Consider the following 22,070-nt stretch of genomic DNA (forward strand, 5'->3'; position numbering starts at 1 on the left):
CTCACACGCCTCCGAGTACAGGCTCACCCAACAACTCATCCTGATGAATCGGTCTGCCGTAAATCTCAGCAAACCTCTCATCGGTTGCCTCTGATACAGGACCATCGAAGACAACCTCTCCTGCCCGGAGCCCGATAATCCGGGTAGCGTATTCTCTAGCCAGATCAATAAAATGCAAATTCACAATGGTCGTAATCCCGAGTTCCATATTAATCTTCTTTAGATCATCCATAACCTGCTTGGTTGTGAGCGGATCTAGTGAAGCTACAGGTTCATCTGCGAGGATAATCTGTGCCTCCTGCGCAAGAACACGGGCAATAGCTACACGTTGCTGCTGACCTCCAGATAGCTGATCTGCACGTGTATAGGCCTTCTCGGCGATATTTACCCGATCAAGCGATTCGAAGGCTAAATCGATATCCTTTTGTGGGAATCTGCCAAGTATCGTCCGCAGTGTGGAATGATAGCCCACCCGTCCTGCCAAAACATTACGAAGCACCGTCGTACGTTTCACTAAGTTGAAGCTTTGGAAGATCATTCCGATATTCCTACGGATCATTCGTAGCCGGCTTCCTTTTGCATTCGTAATGGACTGTCCGTTAATAAGAATATTACCTTCGGAAATATCATGAAGCCGGTTAATGGAACGCAGCAAGGTCGACTTCCCTGCTCCCGAAAGACCAACAATAGCTACAAATTCTCCGGCTGGAATGGTCAGGTTAATGTTGTTTAATCCTTTGGTTCCGTTTAGATACGTTTTGGATACATTACGAAGCTCTATCATGAAATCATCCCTTTATGTGTTTTCGTATATTCGTATAAAAGAGATAGCCAGATCCGGGGGGGAATCCGGAGCTGGCTATCCTTAATGCCTGTTATACACCAACATCGTTGTATCCTTGAACGGCCTGTTCTACTCTGTTTTTACTTTACTGTTGTATTCGCGAACAATGTCAAAGTTGCTGTCTTGTGATTTCACATAACCTTCATGAGAATAAATGTCTTTGATAATCTCATGGCCTTCTGTGTCAGCTGCGATATCAATGAATGCCTGCTGGATTTTTTCAATCCATTCTTTATTCATATCTGAACGGACCGAAATCGTATCGTTAGGAATTTTATCAGTAAAGGCGAGAACTTGAGTATCTTCAAATACTTTTGGATAATCCTTAACGACCGTGTTCCGGGCATCTTGGAAAATAGCTGCTGCATCTACGTCACCATTCAGCACAGCAAGCACGCCTTGATCATGACCTTTAACCGTAATGGCTTGTACATCCTTCAGCGGATCAAGTCCCGCATCCATAAGCGTTGCAGCCGGCCATACAAATCCTGCAGAGGATGTAACGTTTTGATAGGCAATTTTTTTACCTTTCAAATCGGCAACCGATTTGATCGCAGAATCTTTCTTGACGATAATCATAGATTTATAGAAATCCGCTAATTCATCTGTTGGACCACCGGTTTCATCATTTACACCAAAACGTTGAGCCTGAAGAATAACCTCAGCTGCTCCTTTTTCTTTAGCTAACACGTAAGCAGTTGGAGGAAGGAAACCTACATCCACTTTTTTAGAGGCCATAGCTTCGATAACGGTGTTGTAATCAGTAGAGACACTTACTTCTACAGGAATACCGAGCTTGTCACCCAGTAATTTTTCAAGAGGTTTCGCTTTAGCTTCGAGCGTATCTGCATTTTGAGAAGGAACAAATTGTACAGTAAGCTTCTCTGGAACATAACCCTCTGCTACAGGAGCTGCCGTTTCCTTCGGTGCATTTGCCCCGTCCGTCGATCCTTGGTTTGCATTATTTGTAGTGTTGTTAGCGCCACAACCACTAAGCAATGTAATAGACATCATTAGCGGCAATACGAATTTACTGATTTTTCTCAAACGAAAGACCTCCACTGTTTTCTATTTTTATTTTTGAGTACTTCTAAACTATAGATGTGTTTTATTAAATCAATAGCAACCAAGCATCAAATATATGTAAAATTTATTCCAATCTCTTAAAGTTAGCCAATTATCTGCTAGAATGAGGTCTGAACTTATTATCAGGAGGGGCTACCTATGAATAAAGAGAATTCAATAACCTGTGAAATCCTCGTAACAAGTGATCTACATGGACATTTTGGGCCCGTCGATTACCGCACGGGGGAGAAACGACCAGCAGGCTTAGCAACAATTGCTACCCTCATTAAACAAGAAAGATCCCATACTCCTGAGCTGATCCTTATAGATAACGGCGATCTTATTCAAGGCACACCATTAACTTATTATGCAGCTACACATTATAGTAATGAGCTGAATCCGGGCATAGCTGCACTAAATGAATTGAAATATGACGCTGCAATTATTGGCAACCATGAATTCAATTTTGGCAAAACTCTGCTGAATAAAGCCGTTCAGGATTCCCGCTTTCCTTGGTTATCAGCTGGAATTATAGATAACACGACAAATCAACCCGCCTTTGGTAAACCCTATATCATCAAATGGGTAGATAAAATCAAAGTAGCCGTTCTAGGGGTTACAACGCATTACATCCCCCACTGGGAGAACCCTAGCCATATTGAAGGGCTTCAATTTGAGGATTCGCTAGAGACTGTAAAGCATTGGTGTGCCATTATACGGGCAGAAGAGCAGCCTGATCTGCTCGTTGTAGCTTACCACGGCGGATTCGAACGCGATCTAAGCAGTGGAGAACCTGTAGAGAGACTAACGGGGGAGAATCAAGCCTACGCCATGTGTACAGAGGTAGAGGGCATAGATGTGCTAATTACCGGACATCAGCACCGCTCCATAGCTGGGGAGTTGAACGGTGTTACAATCATACAACCTGGTTGTAATGGACTTTCCCTCGGTAAAATTTCGGTTATTTTCCAAAAAGAAAATACACACTGGAAGATTCAGCGTAAACATGCCGAGCTCCTTAACGTTAATGAGACAACAGCTGGAGATGATATAATCCTAGAGCTGAACAGTACTCTTGAATCAGAAACACAAACCTGGCTGGATGAGAGAATAGGAACGGTTATCGGGGATCTGTCTATTTCCAGTGCTGATGAATGCCGCTTAGCTGACCACCCTTTTATAGAATTTATGAATAAGGTACAAATGGAGGCTACTGGCGTAGATATTTCTACAGCAGCCTTACTCAGTAACGATTGTAAGGGTTTCAGCGATACCATCACACGCAGAGACATTTTATCCAACTTCATATATCCCAACACCTTAACCGTCCTAAGACTGACAGGACAAGATATTAGAGAGGCCTTAGAACAAACCGCTAACTATTTCCAACAAGACGAGAACGGAATAATAGTCGTTAACCCCGCCTATATCGAGCCTAAACCGCAGCATTACAATTATGATATGTGGGAAGGAATACAATACGAGCTTGATACCGCTAGACCTGCAGGCGAAAGAGTCCTCCATCTGCTGTACCGAGGACAGCCTATAGAGGACTCTAAAGAATATGAGGTTGTTATGAACAATTATAGAGCCAGTGGTGGCGGAGATTATGAGATGTATAAGGGTAAGCCGATTGTTCAAGAAATTATGATCGACATATCTGAAATTGTCACGGACTACATTGAAAAGCATGGCCAAATTGAAGCTACCTGTGACCATAATTGGAGAGTTGTTTAGGCTTTAGCGATGAACACCTCAATGTCGCTCTCTATCAGCTTCAACGCACTTCTCCAGAAGTCGACGGAGTGAACATCTAGATCCATTGTTTTTGCTACATCAACAATATTATGTTTGCTGGTATCCCTAAGGAACTGGCGATACTTAGGGGCGAACTCTTCGCCCCTCTTTAAATATTCCGCGTACAGTCCTTTAGAGAATAACAAACCAAAGGAATACGGGAAATTCAAAAATTCATTACTAGCCATAAAATATCCAGCTTTGTTCATCCACATGTACGGATGGATTGTACCCGGGTCAATGCCCTCACCATAGGCTTCCACCATACAGGCAATCATCAATTCATTTAGCTCTTGAACAGACAGCGGGCCTAATGCTCTTCTCTCATATAATTTGATCTCAAATAAATAACGGGCATAAAAGTCTACAAGATAATAACCGGCATCAGAAATACTTCTCTCCAGAATAAGCAGAGCTTCCTTCTCCGTTGAATTTGTAATTATGGCATGGTTCACTATCGTCTCACAAAAAATCGAAGCCGTTTCAGCAATCGGAATCGGGTAATCCGTATTCAGCATCGTTTCATTAGCCAGACAGGAGCTATGATAGGCATGGCCGAGCTCATGGGCAAGGATACTAATATCTATGGCATTTCCGGTGAACTGGGTCATAATTCTGCTCTCGCCAATCGGAAAAATATCGATGCAAAGTCCATAACCCCCTTTGCCTGATCTAGGTTCTGCATCAATCCATTGCTGATCAAAAGCCTTCTGAGCAAAACAAGCCAGTTCCTCACTAAAGGTTGCGAAGCTCGAGATGATTGTATCTTTGGCGTTAGCGTATGTAATTTTCCCGTTTTCTACACCGACTGGTGCAAAAATATCGTAAAAAGGCAGCTTTGCCGGATGTCCCAGCAGCTCGGCTTTCTTTTGATAATAGGTATGAAAGGCTGGCAGGCTCTCCCGAAGAGCAGTGAGCATAGCGGCTAAAGTCTCACTGTCCATTCTCGAAGCGATTAACACTTTTTCCAGCGAAGATTGATAACCCCGCATGCCATAAATCGTCAGCGCCTCACCACTAATGCCATTTAAGCTGGCTGCGCAGACCTCAGCAATAAGACTACAGGCTTCTGCCTCTGCTTCATAAGCAGCTTTTCTTAAGCTGGCATTATTCTCATAAGCCATACTTCTTAGCTCCGCAAGCGTCACTTGTCTAGTTTCCCCATCCACCACTAAATCTGCAAGTGTACTTGAAGTCCTCTCCATATACAGTCTGCTCCATGCTTTGGATCCTGTACTCTGCATTTTGGCTATAGCCATTTCAAGTTCTTCGCTTAACTCATAGCGGGATTGTAACAGGAGTTCTCGCAAATAAAATTGATGCTCCATTAGATAAGGGGAGCTAACGATAAGCTCATCCATATGATCACAAGTGCTAAACCAGCGCTTAAAAGCCACAACTACCCCAATGATTTCTGAATTGGCCTCCTCAATATCATCAGCAAGATTCATGGCTTCCTCGCAGCCACGATCTGCGCTGAGTGTTAACTCTGCATAAGCTAACAAGCATACATATTTGCTTTTATAATCATTATAAATTCTTAAAAAGCCCTCCACAGGCATGGCTGTAACGTCTTTTACATTCAAATGGTGCTCAGCCCACCGCTTTAAATCTTGTACATGCTGGCCCAGTAGCTTGCGATCCCTTTTTAACTGCTCCGATTCAAAGGAAGGATATAAACTATCTAAGTTCCATGTCATATTCATCCGCAAATCTCTCCCCCTTCGATTCCTATTCTTCTAAGCATAATCCATCCTGCCAGAAAAGTGCATCGACATAATGTACTTCTTCTCTTCATACACAAAAAAAGGACCCTGCCAACGTCCGGCAGGGTCAAAGTCTATATTATAAGGGGGTTATGTGATTACTATAACCCTCTTAGCTTAAAATAATATGAATAGTAGATAAAGATTGGCTTAATCTCCGAACCCTATTGACTTAAGGTTGAAGGATTCACTTTAGCCTTGTTAATCTGAATCCCCACATACACGATAAGGAACAACACCATAAACCCAGCCGAATAACGATACATTATCCCATAATCAGTTGCTGCCGAGATTGCCCCCAGAATAATGGCTCCGCTGGCTACACCCAAATCCGTTGAGTTATAAAACATACTGTTGGCCATACCATATTGTGCAGGTGTTGAGGTGCGAAGCATCCAAGCCTGGATCGTTGGCTGAATAGCGCCGAAACCAAGTCCATATAGCAAAGCGGAAACGATGAGCATTGGCATAGAGGTCGTATAAGAAAGCACAGTTAAGCTTGCAACAACGCAAACCGCCGCCGGGATTAGGACAGAAGCTGGTCCTCTTTTATCAAATAATCTGCCGGAGATAGGTCTTATAATGATGATCGTAACCGCATTAAATAAAAAGAACAAACCCACTTGCTCCAGATGAACTGATTCGCCGAATAAAGCGATAAAGCTTAGCAATCCCCCGTAGGTAATTGCCAACATGACATTTAGAATGGCAGGCAATACTAACTTTGTATTAAACGGAACCTTGAGAGGTTTGGTAGATTCGCTTTGAGTTGGGGTTGGCTGTTTTTTCGGTTGTGCAGGAAGTGAACGAGAAAATAAAAGTACTGGAAAAGCAAGAAGTAAGGTTACCATACCGATCATAGCCAGTGTTCCAAAACCTGATTGTTTCATCACATTCAAGCCAATCATTGGACCGATCGACATCGCCAGGCTGGTAGATAAACCGAAATAACCTATCCCTTCCCCCATTCTTTTGCTCGGAATAATCTGCGAAACAATCGTTGGAATAATCGTGCTGGCAATCCCGAATCCAATCCCATAGCCCACACGCATCAGCAGCAGCGAGCCAATGGAATCTGCTACAACATAAAGGCCGGTTATAGCGGCGGCAATTGCTAAGCCAATATATAATAATACATTGCGGCTAACCTTCCGCATCAGAAAAGCGGTCATAAAACGTGAAGCGATCGCAGTTAATGCAAAGACGCTGGTAACGAGGCTGACCATAATATCTCCGGCCTGAAATTCGCTTTTTACGTAAGACGGAAATGAAGATAACAACATCTGTAAATTCATAAATAAAAATAAAGCACTAATCGTTAAAGCAATAAAAGATTTGGTCCATAATTTCGTACGTAGTTCTTGTTGTTCTAACATAACTTGCCTTCCTACTCTCCATCTGTTATTTGATCTACATGATTGTTTATTCTTAGCAGCAGTTCCATGAGCAACTCATATTCCTTACTAGAAATACAGTTCATAATCTCTTCTGTCACCTTATCTTCAATAGGAACGGTTTCCTTCACCAGAGACCTTCCTTTTTCCGTAATATAGACTTTAAAAGAACGCCGATCGTTCTCACCGGTTCTTTTGTAGATCAGTCCCTTTCCCTCCAAATGATCCAGAATTCGCGTTGTAGTTGGCTTATCCTTACCAGAGCGCTTAGCGATGTCCTTCTGAATCAGACCTTCCGTTCTGTCAATATGAAAAAGGACTGACCATTGCTCCGGTGTTATATCATGTTCTTTCAGCCCACTTTGAAATAACATGCTTAATTTACGATAAGTCGTGCCCATCATAAATCCTAACGTAAGCTCGGATTGGTTATGCTTTGTCGTCATGATCGTATCCCTTCTCAATTAACACTGTTTTAATAGTTGCTTAAACAATTATATTCCTAACAACTAATTTTGTAAAGGTGAAGCAAAGCTATACACTAACTATTATAAAGTTGCTTGACAAAGCACACTATGTGCGGTATTATTATCTCATCTTAAAGATACTTAACTTAAAGACAACCAGAGTTTACTACTCTTGAGATAATAATTTTTAAAGGTTGTGTAATTGATGGGATTCCTAGACAAACTATTTGGTAGAACAAAAATTGAGGAGGAACAAACAATGTCAAAATTAAACATCGGTATTATTCTCGGAAGTACTCGTCAAGGTCGTTTAAGCCCGCAAGTAGGAGAATGGGTTAAAAAGATTGCGGATGCACGCGGGGATGCTAATTATGAGATCATAGATATTGCAGACTTCAAGCTTCCACTATTGGGTGAGGCTGATGCAACTGAACAAGCAACAGCTTGGAACACTAAACTTGCTACACTAGACGGTTTCGTATTTATCGTACAAGAATATAATCACAGTATTTCTGCATCACTGAAAAATGCGCTCGATTATGCCCGTGAAGCTTGGAATAATAAAGCAGCAGGTATCGTAAGTTATGGTTCCGTAGGGGGCGCTCGGGCAGCTGAACATCTACGCGGAATCTTGGGAGAACTATCGGTAGCAGACGTTCGTGTACACCCTGCGTTGTCACTGTTCACTGATTTCGAGAACGGAACTGTGTTCAAACCAGCGGATCTTCATCTTACCAATCTTAATGGGATGCTGGATCAAGTCTTGGCTTGGAGTGGCGCATTGAAAACTCTACGTTAAGATAGAACGCCTTCCCCCTCTGTTATGTTATGAAGTACACCCTTTAGAATAGACTTTCGATAAACCTATGGTTTGTCCGGTCGCTTCTAGAGGGTGTATTTTTTATGTGTGACGAATTGAGCACCCTGTGTAGAATCTAATCTGGTATAATCGGCGGGGATTTCAATCTACAGCAAGGAGCTATGATTATGTGGTTTATGTTTGCATTATTAACAGCCTTCGCTTGGGGAGGGGCTGACTTATTTTATAAAAAGGGGACCGATAGTCAGGATCGGTATAGCCATATTAAGATTGTCATTATCGTGGGGATAGTCATGGGTATTCACGCAACAGCTTATATGCTCATTCAAGGATTAACCTTTGATCCTATAGACTTAATCCGATATTTCCCTGTGTCTGCACTCTATATCCTGTCGATGGCAGTCGGTTATATTGGATTTAGATATATTGAGTTATCCATTGCCTCCCCCGTACAAAATTCATCAGGCGCTGTAACGACGATATTATTATTTATCTTTTTCACCCATGAGCTAGGGGCGCTTGAAATCGTTGGTGTTGCCGTTATCACCTTGGGCATTATCGGGATCGCCATCTTGGAAAAGAAAGCAGAACACCAAGCGCTTCAAAAAAGTGCCGCACAGATTGATAAAAAATATCAGATTGGCGTGATCGCCATCATTTTTCCAATCCTATACTGCCTAATCGATGGACTTGGCACCTTTGCCGATGCTATTTATTTGGATGAACTTAGCCTGATTAGCGAAAAAGCAGCTCTGCTCGCGTATGAATACACCTTCTTTATATGTGCCATCTTGTCTTTTACATACCTGAAATTTTTTAAAAAGGTAAAGTTCAACCTATTTAAAGAACGGGATAAGGGCTTCGCAGCCATTCTGGAAACGACCGGACAATTCTTCTACGTATTTGCTATGTCCAGCAACGCGATTATCGCGGCACCACTTATTGCTTCATACAGCATTTTTTCCGTAATATTATCGCGAATCTTCCTCAAAGAAAAACTAAGCAAGGCACAATATGCCGTTATTATCGTTGTGATTCTAGGGATTGCTTTGTTGGGGGTTGCGGACGAGCTGTAGCTTCGGTACACAAAAAGACCTGCTAAGTAGGCTTCATTGCTTACTAGCAGGTCTATTCTATAGTTGCTTATTCCGGCCTATCTATTGTAAAAATCTCTCCAAGGGTTGCGTAATTATTTCCCGCCAAGCGGCTCACAGCGTTTAGAACTCTCGGGTCAATGTGCCCCTCCTGATAGATCGATTCATCGATATGGAATTGAACAATTTCGCCAATAAACAAGTCACTCCCAGGTTCTTCACCCCCTAGAGGGATTGCTTGAACAAGCTTGCACTCCATCCGCACCTTCGCTTCCAAAACGCCAGGAACAGCTACACTTGTACTTTGAATCGGTGTAAGATTCGCCAATTCAATTTCACTTTCAGATGCAGGTAATGTGGCTGCAGTCTGATTGATCTTCGCAACATTCTCCTCATCTACAATATGCACAACAAACTGTTGATTATCGTAAATATTACGGGCTGTATCTTTTAAACGGCCTGCCGGTCTTTGAATAGCCAATGAAACCATTGGAGGATTAGACGAAACGATATTAAAATAGCTAAAAGGTGCACCATTTAAGAGACCCTCTTCTGATTGTGTTGTGACAAAGGCTATAGGTCTAGGAATAATAGTGCCAATTAATAATTTGTAATTTTCCCGCTCACTGTTGTGCTTTGGATCAATTGAAATCAATTTCCTCAGCCCCTTCTTCACTCTTTCACAAAGTCGATCGTACTTCTAACGGTATCAATAGGACGGACTAACTTCTCAATTTGCTCACGTTTAGGTTCCAAGAAAGGTGGCAAAGAAAGCTTCTCGCCAACGGTTTCATATTCCTCATCTCCCATAAATCCTGGCCCGTCAGTGGCAAGCTCAAACAATATTTGTGGTGCAACACGTGTATACAACGACTCGAAGAAGTGACGATCTACATATCCTGAAGTTTGGAATCCAAAGCCTTCAAAACGCTCTGTCCACTCGTCCAGCATCGCACGATCCTCTACTCGGAAAGCAGCATGGTGAACAGTCCCAAAACCTTGGCGTGAATTCGGTAAGAACTCGTTATGCTCTACAATAATTTGTGCACCGTTTCCGCCTTCGCCAACTTCAAATAAATGATACGTCTCTTCCTGAGCAATTTCTCTAAACAACATCACTTTCTCCAATACTTCTTTGAAGTAGTTGAAATCAGCAATTCGTACAAAGATCGGTCCCAAGCCAGTTATTGCATACTCCAAAGGGATAGGTCCTTTTTGCCACGGTGTACCTGATACGACACCTTTATTCAATTCATCTGAAATAAGTTGATACTGTTGATCATCGAAATCTACGAAGGATAATGTCTTTTTGCCGAATTGCTCTTTAATGCCGGTATGCTTCACTGCAAGCCGATCAAAACGCTTAACCCAGTAGTCTAATGCAGCATCTGTTGGTACCCGGAAGGATGTCTTCGCAATCTCGTTAGTTCCATGAACCCCTTTAGGGATGTTAGGAAAATCAAAGAAGGTCATATCTGTTCCGGCGCTGCCCTTATCATCTGCAAAAAACAAATGATACGTCTGAATATCATCTTGATTAACTGTTTTCTTCACTAAACGCATACCTAACACGTAAGTAAAAAACTCGTAATTTTTCTCTGCGCTGCTTGTGATGGCTGTAACGTGGTGAATCCCTTTTAAGTTTCTCATTGTTATACACTCCTAATGTTTAGTTGATTTTGACTCCTAATATAATTCCCAAGAACAAGAAGGTTTAGTTTAATTATCTTAATGTTAAGATATCACTCAAAAAAAATCTTTTTCTACTGTACAAGCTCTTTGTTAGATAGTATCGAGATTTTTTATCTTCACTTTAAATATCTTTAACTTAAGATAAGTTTAGCACTGAATCTGTAGGAAGTCAACACTTTGAAGCTTTCCATATAAAAAAAGCTCCACACAAGTTCAATGAACTCGTATGAAGCCGGGATATTTTATATCATCTCATTAGGTTAAGTTATGATGCTGAGTGATGACCGCTGCTTGGCTTTGATGATCCATCTTATAACATATCAACGTAATCACACAGGCCAATATCGCCAGGATGGCAGCAGCTACAGGAAGAGAGATTAATCCTCCATGCCCGGCAACCACTCCACCGATCGCGGACCCGCCTGCAATTCCCAGGTTTGAGGCTACTGGATTCAATGAGGCAGCAAGATCCTTCGTTTTTGGTGAGAACTGCTTAGCTAAGTCAATCAAATAGAGCTGCGCAGGGGCGCTCACAATACTCGACATCATGGCTAGAGCCATTAGCACAATCATTCCTAGAATGGAAACAGATGCGGTCATACTAAAGATAACATAGACCACAGCTTGGATAAGGAACACGAATCTCAGCTTACTAACCGCATTCCCGGTCGCAACCTTGCCACCAATCCAGTTGCTGACAATCGTGGCAATTCCGTATACAAACAGCACACCGCTAACCGAGCTTTTAGGAACGTTCATGACTTGCTCCAGAATAGGCGTAATGTAAGTGTACATCACAAATACGGCTCCCACTGCCGTAACCGGAATGAGAAATGCAAGAATAATGCGGCCGTTTGTGAGCAATCCGATCTGATCCTTGAGTGAGCTAGGCACAGGTTTCGGTAATTGGCGTGGAATATAGATATAATTTAGGACTATGGCAACTCCAGCTAATATCCCATTCAGAACAAACGCTGCTGGCCAATTAAAAAACTGCCCGACAAAAGTACCGATCGGCACACCAAAAACATTCGCAATAGCAAAACCACTCAAAATTGTAGCAATCGCTTTGCCTCTCTTCTCCTGATCAACCGCTTCATTCGCTACAGTAATGGCTACAGAAAGAACAAAGCCACATAGTATGGCAGTAACTATTCTAGTCACCAGCAGCATACTGTAAGTTCCAGTTACAGCACTCCACAAATTTAGCAGTAAAATCAATACAAGTGATACAAGAATCGTAATCCGTTTTGGAACACGGCTGCACAAGGACATCATAATTGGTGTGCCAATGGCATAAGAAATCGCGAAGCCAGATACCAATCCCCCGGCTGTCGCAAGCGTAACTCCGAGGCTTGAGGATATTTCAGAGAGTAAACCAACAATAATATACTCCGTCGTACCCAGAATAAAAGCCATAAAAGTGAACGAGAAAATCAATGCGTTCTGACGTGTTGTTTTCATGGTGCTCTCCATCCTGTTTATCTCTATTTTTATATGAACATACCTTACTCATAATACTCATTTAGACTATATTGAGCAATCCTATTTTTCATAAAAAAGAAGCTTCCCACTAGTTCAAAGAACTCATGAGAAGCTTCTAGTTTAAGCCGGTGGCAAAATAATTAAGGTAATGACTTGTTCCTCGGAATAAGATCTGGCTGTTTCAGGTCCATCCGCATCTGCTTTGAACTTAATGAGATAGGTCCCGGGTGCCGGCATCACTTTATTGTGAAGTTCAAAAGCAATATCCGAAACACCTATGTTACTTCCTGTGAAAGTTAACGTATGCCCATTATTGCTAATTTGATCACTCGTCGGATGTGTCCATCCACTAATGGTATAATAGTCGTTTGTGGTAAAGGTAATGCCTTCCATCGTTACCTGAATTTCAGCATTCGTAAAGCTTTCTCCGGAGAAAAAGTCGAAGCGAATGCGCGATTGTGTAGAACCCGTTATCAGTTGTTTTGTTTTTGAACCGCCGCCTCCGTCAAAGCCATATATAGAGCTAGTAACCGTAGGTGTGGTCAGAACACCATTAACAAGCTCAATCGTAACCACATGTGCAGCGTCCTTCGCCGATTCATTATTGGATGAATCCTTAGCGGTAATCACGAAAGTATACGTTCCTGCGGTCAGTTCCCCAATATTGGCCGCACTCACAGATCCATCTGCTGCACTAGTGCCTAAAGCGATGGCTGTTCCTAATTCGTCGGCATCTACTTCACCATTCTCATTCGCATCCGTCCACAGGTAGGCTTGTACCGCTGCTCCTTGCTCGCCAATGGCTCCCGCTAACCCGCGAAGCTGATCTTGTGTCCCGTTGTAGTTGTCGATCGCCTCGAACTTGGCTGCGTCCACTACCGGTGCAGTCGTATCCGGAACTTCGTTTTTGCTTAAGGTTCCCGTAACCGCATGGGCAGCGTTCTTCGCTGATTCATTATTGGATGAATCCTTAGCGGTAATCACGAAACGATACGTTCCTACGGTCAGATCCCCAATATTGGCCGCACTCACAGATCCGTCTGCTTCGCTGGTGCCTAATGCGATGGCTGTTCCTAACTCATCGGCATCTACTTCACCGTTCTCATTCGCATCCGTCCACAGGTAGGCTTGTACTGCTGCTCCTTGCTCGCCAATGGCTCCCGCTAACCCGCGAAGCTGATCTTGTGTCCCGTTGTAGTTGTCGATCGCCTCGAACTTGGTTGCGTCCACTACCGGTGCACTCGTATCCGGAACTTCGTTTTTGCTTAAGGTCACCGTAACCGCATGGGCAGCATTCTTCGCTGATTCATTATTGAATGAATCCTTAGCGGTAATCACGAAACGATACGTTCCTGCGTTCAGATCCCCAATATTGGCCGCACTCACAGATCCCTCTGCTCCACTAGTGCCTAATGCAATGGCTGTTCCTAACTCATCGGCATCTACTTCACCGTTCTCATTCGCATCCGTCCACAGGTAGGCTTGTACCGCTGCTTCTTGCTCGCCAATGGCTCCCGCTAACCCGCGAAGCTGATCTTGTGTCCCGTTGTAGTTGTCGATCGCCTCGAACTTGGCGGCGTCCACTACCGGTGCACTCGTATCCGGAACTTCGTTTTTGCTTAAGGTCACCGTAACCGCATGTGCAGCGTTCTTCGTTGATTCATTATTGGATGAATCCTTAGCAGTAATCACGAAATGATACGTTCCTGCGTTCAGATCCCCAATATTGGCCGCACTTACAGATCCGTCTGCTGCACTGGTGCCTAATGCGATGGCTGTTCCTAATTCATCGGCATCTACTTCACCGTTCTCATTCGCATCCGTCCACAAGTAGGCTTGTATTGCTGCTCCTTGCTCGCCGATGGCTCCCGCTAACCCGCGAAGCTGATCTTGTGTCCCGTTGTAGTTGTCGATCGCCTCGAACTTGGTACTTTCAACCACAGGTGCATTTGTATCTGAATTACTGCTATGCTCACTTTGCGAAGACGAAGAACCTCCAACAACAGGAGTAGGCACTGTTACCGGCTCTTTACTCGGTTGAGCAGTTGGGGTGGAAGCGGGCTGCTCAGTGTTTCCGTTCTCCTTAAACTTCAGAAACTTAGAAGCTACTAGAGCTACGGCCTGACGATCTACTTTGGCATCAGGATTAAAAAAATTATTATATCCGGTAATCAATCCATATTCCACAGCGGCAGCTATAAAATCCTTAGAATAATCAGCAATTTGGCTACTATCAGCAAATTGCAAAGTTCCAGCTTTACCCGTAGGATTGACTCCCAATGCTCTCACGAACATGACGACCATATCCTGACGTGATAAATTTTGCCCCGTACCGAAAAGATTACTGCCTGTACCCTTAATCAATCCGGCTTTGACAGCTGCCTCCACATAGCTGTATGCGTAGTTACTTGTGGGAACGTCCAGAAAGGTTGGCAGTGCAGGAGGGTTCGAAACATCCAGCTTTAATGTCTTTGCTAAAATAATTGCAAAATCCTGCCTTGTAATATTCGACGTAGGATAGAACTTACTCTCTCCAACACCGGTCACTATCCCCTGATCGAATAGCTCAACAATCGCTTTCTTTGCATATGAGCCATCAATATCAATAAAGGAAGCAGCTGCCGATCCTTTGGTCGGCATAATGATAGGGCTTGATAATACAGCAGCAGCCAATATAGAGCTTATCCATTGCTTTTTGTTCACTTGCTTATCCCCCTGTTCTTTGGATGCGTTATGTCGTTTGTCTATAATCGATTCGTTAACACGATTCGACTTTATATTACAAACTTTTCATCTACAGGATTATAACAAGTATCAATAAACAGATTATAAACAAATAGCCATGGACGAACATTCTCATATCATTGATTCTGTGCATCAAACGAGAAAAAATGATACTATGTATGATGGGTATAGGACTTTGCTATCCTTATATCGTTTTTATATATTACAACAAGAGGAGATAATATGAGTAACGAACAAAACTTTTGGCTTGATTTACCGAAGCCGTTTTTTATATTAGCACCCATGGAAGATGTCACAGATGTTGTATTTCGTCACGTCGTTAGTGAAGCTGCGAAACCCGACGTATTTTTCACAGAATTCACAAATACAGAAAGCTATTGTCACCCTGTAGGAAAAGACAGCGTACGTGGTCGATTAACGTTCACAGAAGATGAGCAACCGATTGTCGCTCATATTTGGGGTGATAAACCCGTATTTTTTGAACAGATGAGCATTGATATGAAAAAACTTGGTTTTCGTGGTATCGATTTAAACATGGGATGCCCAGCACAAAACGTCGCTTCGAATGGAAAAGGTGCTGGATTAATAAAACATCCTGAAGTAGCAGCAGAAATTATTCAAGCAGCAAAAGCAGGTGGATTGCCGGTTAGTGTTAAAACAAGATTGGGTTACTCTGATGTTGACGAGTGGCGCGATTGGCTAGGACATATATTGAAACAAGATATTGCGAACCTTTCCATTCACCTTCGTACAAAAAAAGAGATGAGTAAAGTAGAGGCACACTGGGAACTAATCCCTGAAATAAAAAAATTACGCGATGAAATTGCTCCAAATACGTTGTTAACTATTAATGGAGATATTCCTGACCGCGCAACAGGATTAAAATTAGTAGAACAATACGGCGTTGATGGAGTCATGATTGGCCGCGGTATTTTCACCAATCCATTTGCCTTTGAAAAAGAACCTAAAGAACACAGCGCGAAGGATTTTCTCAATTTACTTCTTTTACAGCTGGATCTTCACGATAAATATTCAAATGAACTTGAGCCACGTTTATTTAAACCACTTCTTCGCTTTTTCAAAATCTATGTTCGTGGATTTAGAGGCGCAGGTGAACTAAGAAACCAATTAATGGATACAAGATCAACTGATGAAGTACGTCGTTTAGTAAAAACTGTTTTAGAGCAAGATTTAGATTAAATTATACCCATAAAAAAATGAGAGACCTCTCAAAAGTTCAATGAACTTATGAAAGGTCTCTCATTTTTGTACTATGTGGTCAAATGGTGTTTCCTCTCAAGGAAACTCATCATCGAATTGCTTCGATAATGATTTCCTTACATCATGCCGCCCATTCCACCCATGCCGCCCATATCTGGCATGCCGCCGCCTTTTTCAGGCTCAGGCTTGTCAGCGATAACAGCTTCAGTAGTCAAGAACATAGCCGCTACGGATGCAGCATTTTGCAGAGCGGAACGAGTTACTTTAGCAGGGTCAACGATACCCGCTTCGAACATGTTCACCCATTCACCAGTAGCAGCGTTGTAGCCGATACCTACTTCTTCTTTTTTCAAGCGGTCCACGATTACGGAACCTTCTTGACCAGCGTTAGCTGCGATGGTGCGAATTGGCTCTTCCAACGCGCGAAGCACGATGTTAACGCCTGTTTTCTCGTCGCCAGTTACGTCTACAGCAGCAACAGCGTTATATACGTTCACAAGAGCTGTACCCCCACCGGATACGATACCTTCTTCAACCGCTGCGCGAGTTGCGTTCAGGGCATCTTCGATGCGAAGTTTGCGCTCTTTAAGTTCAGTTTCAGTTGCAGCGCCAACTTTGACAACGGCTACGCCGCCAGCCAATTTAGCCAGACGCTCTTGCAATTTCTCTTTGTCGAACTCGGAAGTTGTTTCTTCCAGTTGAGCACGGATTTGGCTTACGCGTGCATTGATGTCCGCTTTGTCGCCGCTTCCGTCTACGATTGTTGTGTTTTCTTTAGTTACGCGTACTTGACGTGCGTTACCCAGTTGTTCAATGGAAGTGCTCTTCAGATCAAGACCGAGCTTCTCAGTGATCACTTGGCCGCCAGTCAGGGCAGCGATATCTTGCAGCATAGCTTCGCGGCGGTCGCCAAAGCCAGGAGCTTTAACAGCAACAGCGTTGAATGTTCCACGCAGTTTGTTCACGATCAGCATAGCTTGTGCTTCGCCTTCGATATCTTCAGCGATAATAACAAGCGGTCTAGCTTGTTGAACGATTTTTTCAAGCAATGGAAGGATTTCTTGAGTGCTGCTGATTTTTTTATCAGTAATCAAGATGTATGGGTTCTCCAGAACAGCTTCCATTTTGTCTGTATCAGTAATCATGTACGGGGAAATGTAACCACGGTCGAATTGCATACCTTCTACTACTTCAAGCTCAGTAGCGAATCCACGGGATTCTTCAACAGTGATAACACCGTCTTTACCTACTTTTTCCATAGCTTCAGCGATCAATTGACCCACTTCATCGTCAGCAGCAGAGATAGCAGCTACTTGAGCGATAGCTTGGGAATCTTCGATAGGCTTAGCGATTTTTTGCAATTCTTCAACAGCTGCACGAACCGCTTTGTCGATACCTTTGCGGATAACCATTGGGTTAGCACCAGCAGTTACGTTCTTCAGACCTTCGCGGATCATAGCTTGAGCCAGAACCGTTGCAGTTGTAGTACCGTCACCGGCTACATCATTAGTCTTAGTAGCAACTTCTTTAACCAGTTGAGCACCCATGTTCTCGAATGCATCTTCAAGTTCGATTTCTTTAGCGATCGTTACACCATCGTTAGTGATGAGTGGGCTACCAAATTTCTTCTCAAGCACCACGTTGCGGCCTTTTGGTCCAAGTGTAACTTTTACCGCGTTTGCCAGAGCATCTACACCACGAAGCATAGAGCGGCGAGCTTCTTCACTGAATTTAATTTCTTTAGCCATTGTGTAATTACCTCCTAGAATTTTTTGTATATCCTATTACTTTAAGTAGTTTAGATTTAGCTTATGATCGACTCCTGCTTAGTCAAGAATCGCGTGAATGTCGCTTTCTTTCATAATCAAATATTCTTTACCTTCATATTTGATTTCTGTTCCTGCATATTTAGAGAAAAGAACACGGTCGCCTTCTTTAACTTCAAGCGCTACACGTACTCCATCTTTCAAAGCTCCGCTGCCTACTGCGATAATCGTTCCTTCTTGTGGCTTTTCTTTCGAGGAGTCCGGAAGCACAATCCCGAATGAAGTTGTTTCCTCCTGCTCGCTCGGTAGCACCAATACGCGTTCACCTAATGGTTTGATCATGAAAAAATAGCCTCCTTTAAAATTATGTTATTTTGCTTCAAAACATAGTTTAGAACTTACGGGCCAAACTTAGAATTCTGTGATGTTCTTGAAAAATATCAATGGAACCCTGCTAATCTCCAGCCCATCTCCTATTTTTCAAGAGCGTTAGCACTCAACAGCGTGCAGTGCTAACAACAATTTTTATGATACTCAACTTGAGCCCGGATTTCAAGTCTTTTTACACAAATTCGTATTAGTTTTCGCAAAAAAATACGTTTCAATGCTTGTCCAAGCACACACTCTATTACATTGTATCCACGGGTTTTGAAAATATGCGTAGGATTCCAGCGCTTTCCTCTCACCCCTTATAGATATGAACGTTGCTAGAATGGTTAGACCTTTGCATCTAATGATCCTGATCGATCGATAACAATTACTTATTAAGTGTATTCAATCCAACTAATGAAATCAACTTATAGCAAAAAAGCTACCACATTCGTAGAAAATCTACTAAGCGGCAGCCTCTCTCCTCACTCCTGCTTCTGAACATAGCGTTCATCCCGTGCCGCGTCCGCAGCAAGTTGCTTGCGATAGACAAATGCAGATAAAAATACACTGAACTCATACAGGATGAGCAGTGGAATCGTCACCAGAAAATCTGAGATAAAATCCGGGGGTGTGATAACCACGGCGATAAATACAAGCGTGAAATAGGCATACCGACGCATTTTACGCAAGCGTAGCGGGTTGAGAACTCTTAGTTTGGTCAGAAACATCACCAGCAATGGAAGTTCAAACAGCAATGCCAGCGGCAATACCAGGCTGAACATGAAGTTAAAATACTGTGCAATCCCGTAGGTCTCTTCCAGTCCCATACTCCGGGTAATTGAGATTGTGAACGAAAGTGCCATTGGAAAAACAATATAATAAGCAAAAGAAAGACCGATAAGAAAAAGAACAAACACATAAGGAACATAACGCAGTGTCGCACTTCGCTCCTCCGGCCGCAGGCCCGGACTGATAAATGCCCACAATTGGTAGGCAATAAACGGGACAGAAATCACTAGCGAAACGGCCATCGCGATCTTCATGTACATCCCAATGCCATCCCAGAATGAGAATGCATGCAGAACAAAACCTTGCGCCAGTTCCGTGCTAATCAGATAATCGTAAATGGGCTTTGCACAAAATAAACCGCCTATTAATCCAAGGACAAATACGATTAACACATAAATAATCCGTTTGCGCAGCTCGGTGAGATGATCCACCACCGACATTTCTTCCGATTTCAGAGACATCCAGACACCATCCCATGACAAGAGTAAAAAAGATAACACTAACTTTCTTCAAAGCAGTGTCCGTTGCTCCGGAAAGCAAAGAAAAAGGGGCGTCTCCTCAAGTCTAGTAGACTCCTGAGATTGCCCCATTGAAAGATCTTCTATTATTCCGGCAGGCGTTTGTCCTGAGGAATATCTGCAGCGACCGTTTGCGGGGCCGTCGGCACAGGAGCTTCGCTCTTCTTCACCGGTTCATTATCCCCGATGATTTCACGCGCGCCTTCCTTAAATTCACGGAAGGTTCGTCCAACTGCACGGCCTAGCTCTGGCAGTTTATTTGGGCCAAAGAGCAGAAGTGCCAGTATGACCAACAAAATAATACCAGGAGTTCCAATTCCACTAAACATTATTATTCCTCCTTGTCCACCTGTCCGTTCATGGTATCGTTTACTTTAATTTAATAATACCATAACTTATGTCACAGTTACATCCACTTTCTTCTATAAATAGATTATCGTTGTGACGTGACAAGAAGATGACAAAGGGTTATTGGCGGTATTGGCCAGTTACCATGAGCAGCGCTTCCGGCAATTGATCCATAATAGCTGCCAAATTCTCATGAACACCCTTCGGCGTTCCAGGTAAATTGACAATCAACGTGCGTCCACGAATGCCGCATATCCCACGGAAAAGCATAGCTGCACGGTTTTTTTGCATCACTGTGCTGCGCATAGCTTCTGAGAGCCCAGGCACTTCCCGTTCTACCACTCGCCGAGTAGCGTCCGGGGTCACATCACGAATTGCCAGATCTGTGCCTCCGGTGGTCAGTACCAAATCTGCCTGAAAATAGTCCGTCAGTTCAATCAATGCTGCGATAATCTCATCTTGTTCATCGGGAACGATTCGATATTCAATGATCTCGCCACCTAGTTCCTCTTCCACCAGCTCCCGAATAACCTGGGCGCTCGTGTCTTCCCGTTCGCCCCTGGCCCCTTTATCACTGGCCGTTAGGATTGCTGTCTTCCACGCCATAGGTTTGTCCTTCCTCTCTATATGTATAGTTGGCTGTACAGTTCAGCCTGCTCGCATCAGCGCTTCGAACATAAGCAACTGATACTTATTCGAGCGTGTAATCTCCGTTCTTGCCCCCGCTCTTAGATACCAGTAGCGTCGGTCCGATAATCATATCCTTCTGAATAGCCTTACACATGTCGTACACCGTTAGTGCTGAGGCAGAAACAGCGGTTAAAGCCTCCATCTCTACTCCGGTTTTTCCTGTAGTATGGACTGTTGCTTCTATATAAAGTTCATCTTCGCTGTTATCGGAGAAGCTGATATCAATACCGGTAAGTGGCAGCGGGTGGCACATCGGAATCCAGTCTGACGTCTTCTTAGCCGCCATAATTCCGGCAATCTGTGCAACAGCAAGGACATCACCTTTGCTGATCTTGCCACTCTTAATGGCGCTCAGCGTTCCAGCGGCCATCTTGATCATACTCCGCGCGACAGCTGTCCGCTTCGTGATCTCCTTCTCACTCACATCCACCATACGAGCTCTTCCCTGCTCGTTGAAATGGGTCAATTCCATGGCTCACTCTCCTTTTCGGCAGTGCACTATACCATTTTCAGTAATCAGCATGTCCATTAAAGCGTCATGCTCATCCATCGGCACTCTTGGAACCAACTGCATGCTGTAAGCTAACCCGATCCATATCGGAGGCTGTGCGCTAACGTACCCGGCGTTCTCCCAAGACGCACGTAGCCGGTCATAGTATCCTCGACCGTAGCCAATCCTGCCGCCTTGAAGATCAAATGCTAGCCCTGGTACGAAAACAACAGCAGGTAGCTTAATCTCTTCAACCTCTAATAAATCTCTGCTGGAGACGATAGGTTCATGGATACCATAAGTCCCCGGCTCTAAATCGCTCCATGCATTCACCACGTGGACACTCATTTCACCGCTTGCTGGAATTACACGCGGCAACAGCACCTTACGCTGATCCTTCCACGCCTGTGTGATAAGTGGGCGGGTTTCAAGCTCTGAACGAAAAGACACATAGGCCATTAGTGAAGTTATATCCTTCGTGTCCAGCCACTCCAATGCATAGTGGCAGACTTGAAATGATAGTTTACTTCTCTGGTCCGAAGACAGCTCGTTTCGGGCGATGGTCTTCTCCGCTCGTAGTTGTTGCTTTACTTTGGAGATCTCCGACTCCTTGCTGGACATTGTCGGCTTCCCCCTCTTATTCATCCCTAGCTTATCCTTGTTTGTAAATCCAGTTTACCACTCTTCTCCCCGGTTCGCCAAGGTGG

20 protein-coding genes are annotated in these 22,070 nt (G+C 43.6%); 4 read left to right on the top strand and 16 right to left on the bottom strand.

From position 1 onward, the window contains the following. Position 1: 1 nt before the first annotated feature. Positions 2–784 carry a phosphonate ABC transporter ATP-binding protein gene (phnC, locus tag MKY63_RS05345; protein WP_038568965.1) on the bottom strand — a complete coding sequence of 261 codons (783 nt, stop codon included), beginning with the start codon at positions 782–784 and terminating at the stop codon, positions 2–4. Between the two features lie 129 nt (positions 785–913). Next, a complete protein-coding gene (locus MKY63_RS05350) occupies positions 914–1,891 on the bottom strand; it encodes a phosphate/phosphite/phosphonate ABC transporter substrate-binding protein (RefSeq protein ID WP_038568963.1) in 978 nt (325 codons plus the stop codon). Between the two features lie 177 nt (positions 1,892–2,068). Between MKY63_RS05350 and MKY63_RS05355 the strand changes: the two genes are divergently transcribed. Beyond that, positions 2,069–3,646: a bifunctional metallophosphatase/5'-nucleotidase gene (locus tag MKY63_RS05355; RefSeq protein WP_339811877.1), complete on the top strand. Its 1,578-nt coding sequence runs from the start codon at positions 2,069–2,071 to the stop codon at positions 3,644–3,646. Here MKY63_RS05355 and MKY63_RS05360 read toward each other — a convergent pair. The 3 genes from MKY63_RS05360 to MKY63_RS05370 form a co-directional block, all read right to left on the bottom strand. Further along, on the bottom strand, positions 3,643–5,412 hold the full coding sequence (locus MKY63_RS05360) for a M3 family oligoendopeptidase (RefSeq protein WP_339811879.1): 1,770 nt from the start codon (positions 5,410–5,412) through the stop codon (positions 3,643–3,645). The genes MKY63_RS05355 and MKY63_RS05360 overlap by 4 nt on opposite strands. A gap of 224 nt (positions 5,413–5,636) precedes the next feature. Further along, positions 5,637–6,848 carry an MFS transporter gene (locus tag MKY63_RS05365; RefSeq protein ID WP_339811882.1) on the bottom strand — a complete coding sequence of 404 codons (1,212 nt, stop codon included), beginning with the start codon at positions 6,846–6,848 and terminating at the stop codon, positions 5,637–5,639. Positions 6,849–6,859: 11 nt separating this feature from the next. Next, on the bottom strand, positions 6,860–7,312 hold the full coding sequence (locus MKY63_RS05370; RefSeq protein ID WP_036676493.1) for a MarR family transcriptional regulator: 453 nt from the start codon (positions 7,310–7,312) through the stop codon (positions 6,860–6,862). A 280-nt stretch (positions 7,313–7,592) separates the two neighbouring features. Between MKY63_RS05370 and MKY63_RS05375 the strand changes: the two genes are divergently transcribed. Together MKY63_RS05375 and MKY63_RS05380 are read left to right on the top strand one after the other, a co-directional pair. Continuing rightward, positions 7,593–8,132: an NADPH-dependent FMN reductase gene (locus MKY63_RS05375; RefSeq protein WP_036676495.1), complete on the top strand. Its 540-nt coding sequence runs from the start codon at positions 7,593–7,595 to the stop codon at positions 8,130–8,132. Positions 8,133–8,320: 188 nt separating this feature from the next. After that, on the top strand, positions 8,321–9,229 hold the full coding sequence (locus MKY63_RS05380) for an EamA family transporter (protein WP_339811887.1): 909 nt from the start codon (positions 8,321–8,323) through the stop codon (positions 9,227–9,229). Positions 9,230–9,296: 67 nt separating this feature from the next. On the opposite strand, the gene MKY63_RS05385 is transcribed toward MKY63_RS05380, so the two are convergent. The 4 genes from MKY63_RS05385 to MKY63_RS05400 form a co-directional block, all read right to left on the bottom strand. Next, positions 9,297–9,902 carry a flavin reductase family protein gene (locus MKY63_RS05385; RefSeq protein WP_038568951.1) on the bottom strand — a complete coding sequence of 202 codons (606 nt, stop codon included), beginning with the start codon at positions 9,900–9,902 and terminating at the stop codon, positions 9,297–9,299. Positions 9,903–9,919: 17 nt separating this feature from the next. Next, a complete protein-coding gene (locus tag MKY63_RS05390) occupies positions 9,920–10,897 on the bottom strand; it encodes a ring-cleaving dioxygenase (protein ID WP_339811890.1) in 978 nt (325 codons plus the stop codon). A gap of 297 nt (positions 10,898–11,194) precedes the next feature. After that, a complete protein-coding gene (locus MKY63_RS05395) occupies positions 11,195–12,403 on the bottom strand; it encodes an MFS transporter (RefSeq protein WP_036676501.1) in 1,209 nt (402 codons plus the stop codon). Between the two features lie 141 nt (positions 12,404–12,544). Then, entirely contained in the window at positions 12,545–15,127 is a 2,583-nt protein-coding gene (locus MKY63_RS05400; protein WP_339811893.1) for an S-layer homology domain-containing protein, read from the bottom strand. A 264-nt stretch (positions 15,128–15,391) separates the two neighbouring features. Between MKY63_RS05400 and MKY63_RS05405 the strand changes: the two genes are divergently transcribed. Continuing rightward, positions 15,392–16,369: a tRNA-dihydrouridine synthase gene (locus tag MKY63_RS05405; protein WP_076147082.1), complete on the top strand. Its 978-nt coding sequence runs from the start codon at positions 15,392–15,394 to the stop codon at positions 16,367–16,369. A 137-nt stretch (positions 16,370–16,506) separates the two neighbouring features. Here the strand turns inward: MKY63_RS05405 and groL are convergent, their stop codons facing one another. The 7 genes from groL to MKY63_RS05440 form a co-directional block, all read right to left on the bottom strand. Then, positions 16,507–18,138 (bottom strand): chaperonin GroEL, encoded by a 1,632-nt coding sequence (gene groL, locus MKY63_RS05410; protein ID WP_076129222.1) that lies wholly within the window; start codon positions 18,136–18,138, stop codon positions 16,507–16,509. 78 nt (positions 18,139–18,216) lie between these two features. Then, positions 18,217–18,498: a co-chaperone GroES gene (gene groES, locus MKY63_RS05415; protein ID WP_036676506.1), complete on the bottom strand. Its 282-nt coding sequence runs from the start codon at positions 18,496–18,498 to the stop codon at positions 18,217–18,219. A gap of 512 nt (positions 18,499–19,010) precedes the next feature. Next, entirely contained in the window at positions 19,011–19,778 is a 768-nt protein-coding gene (gene tatC / locus MKY63_RS05420) for a twin-arginine translocase subunit TatC (RefSeq protein WP_339811898.1), read from the bottom strand. A gap of 143 nt (positions 19,779–19,921) precedes the next feature. Next, positions 19,922–20,164, bottom strand: coding sequence for a twin-arginine translocase TatA/TatE family subunit (locus MKY63_RS05425; protein ID WP_036676510.1), 243 nt, complete (start codon positions 20,162–20,164; stop codon positions 19,922–19,924). Between the two features lie 139 nt (positions 20,165–20,303). Next, positions 20,304–20,789 (bottom strand): MogA/MoaB family molybdenum cofactor biosynthesis protein, encoded by a 486-nt coding sequence (locus MKY63_RS05430; protein WP_036676512.1) that lies wholly within the window; start codon positions 20,787–20,789, stop codon positions 20,304–20,306. 85 nt (positions 20,790–20,874) lie between these two features. Then, positions 20,875–21,345, bottom strand: coding sequence for a cyclic pyranopterin monophosphate synthase MoaC (gene moaC, locus MKY63_RS05435; protein WP_036676513.1), 471 nt, complete (start codon positions 21,343–21,345; stop codon positions 20,875–20,877). Between the two features lie 3 nt (positions 21,346–21,348). Next, positions 21,349–21,984, bottom strand: coding sequence for a 5-formyltetrahydrofolate cyclo-ligase (locus MKY63_RS05440; protein WP_076274398.1), 636 nt, complete (start codon positions 21,982–21,984; stop codon positions 21,349–21,351). Between the last annotated feature and the right edge of the window lie 86 nt (positions 21,985–22,070).

The sequence above is a fragment of the Paenibacillus sp. FSL R7-0189 genome (assembly GCF_037969925.1).
GTDB classification, from domain to species: Bacteria; Bacillota; Bacilli; order Paenibacillales; family Paenibacillaceae; genus Paenibacillus_AQ; species Paenibacillus_AQ odorifer.

Coding starts and splice junctions, on each gene's coding strand:
- phnC (WP_038568965.1), bottom strand. CDS start 784: ATGATAGAGCTTCGTAATGTATCCAAAACGTATCTAAACGGAACCAAA.
- MKY63_RS05355 (WP_339811877.1), top strand. CDS start 2,069: ATGAATAAAGAGAATTCAATAACCTGTGAAATCCTCGTAACAAGTGAT.
- MKY63_RS05360 (WP_339811879.1), bottom strand. CDS start 5,412: ATGAATATGACATGGAACTTAGATAGTTTATATCCTTCCTTTGAATCG.
- MKY63_RS05365 (WP_339811882.1), bottom strand. CDS start 6,848: ATGTTAGAACAACAAGAACTACGTACGAAATTATGGACCAAATCTTTT.
- MKY63_RS05370 (WP_036676493.1), bottom strand. CDS start 7,312: ATGACGACAAAGCATAACCAATCCGAGCTTACGTTAGGATTTATGATG.
- MKY63_RS05375 (WP_036676495.1), top strand. CDS start 7,593: ATGTCAAAATTAAACATCGGTATTATTCTCGGAAGTACTCGTCAAGGT.
- MKY63_RS05380 (WP_339811887.1), top strand. CDS start 8,321: ATGTGGTTTATGTTTGCATTATTAACAGCCTTCGCTTGGGGAGGGGCT.
- MKY63_RS05390 (WP_339811890.1), bottom strand. CDS start 10,897: ATGAGAAACTTAAAAGGGATTCACCACGTTACAGCCATCACAAGCAGC.
- MKY63_RS05395 (WP_036676501.1), bottom strand. CDS start 12,403: ATGAAAACAACACGTCAGAACGCATTGATTTTCTCGTTCACTTTTATG.
- MKY63_RS05405 (WP_076147082.1), top strand. CDS start 15,392: ATGAGTAACGAACAAAACTTTTGGCTTGATTTACCGAAGCCGTTTTTT.
- groL (WP_076129222.1), bottom strand. CDS start 18,138: ATGGCTAAAGAAATTAAATTCAGTGAAGAAGCTCGCCGCTCTATGCTT.
- groES (WP_036676506.1), bottom strand. CDS start 18,498: ATGATCAAACCATTAGGTGAACGCGTATTGGTGCTACCGAGCGAGCAG.
- tatC (WP_339811898.1), bottom strand. CDS start 19,778: ATGTCTCTGAAATCGGAAGAAATGTCGGTGGTGGATCATCTCACCGAG.
- MKY63_RS05425 (WP_036676510.1), bottom strand. CDS start 20,164: ATGTTTAGTGGAATTGGAACTCCTGGTATTATTTTGTTGGTCATACTG.
- MKY63_RS05430 (WP_036676512.1), bottom strand. CDS start 20,789: ATGGCGTGGAAGACAGCAATCCTAACGGCCAGTGATAAAGGGGCCAGG.
- moaC (WP_036676513.1), bottom strand. CDS start 21,345: ATGGAATTGACCCATTTCAACGAGCAGGGAAGAGCTCGTATGGTGGAT.
- MKY63_RS05440 (WP_076274398.1), bottom strand. CDS start 21,984: ATGTCCAGCAAGGAGTCGGAGATCTCCAAAGTAAAGCAACAACTACGA.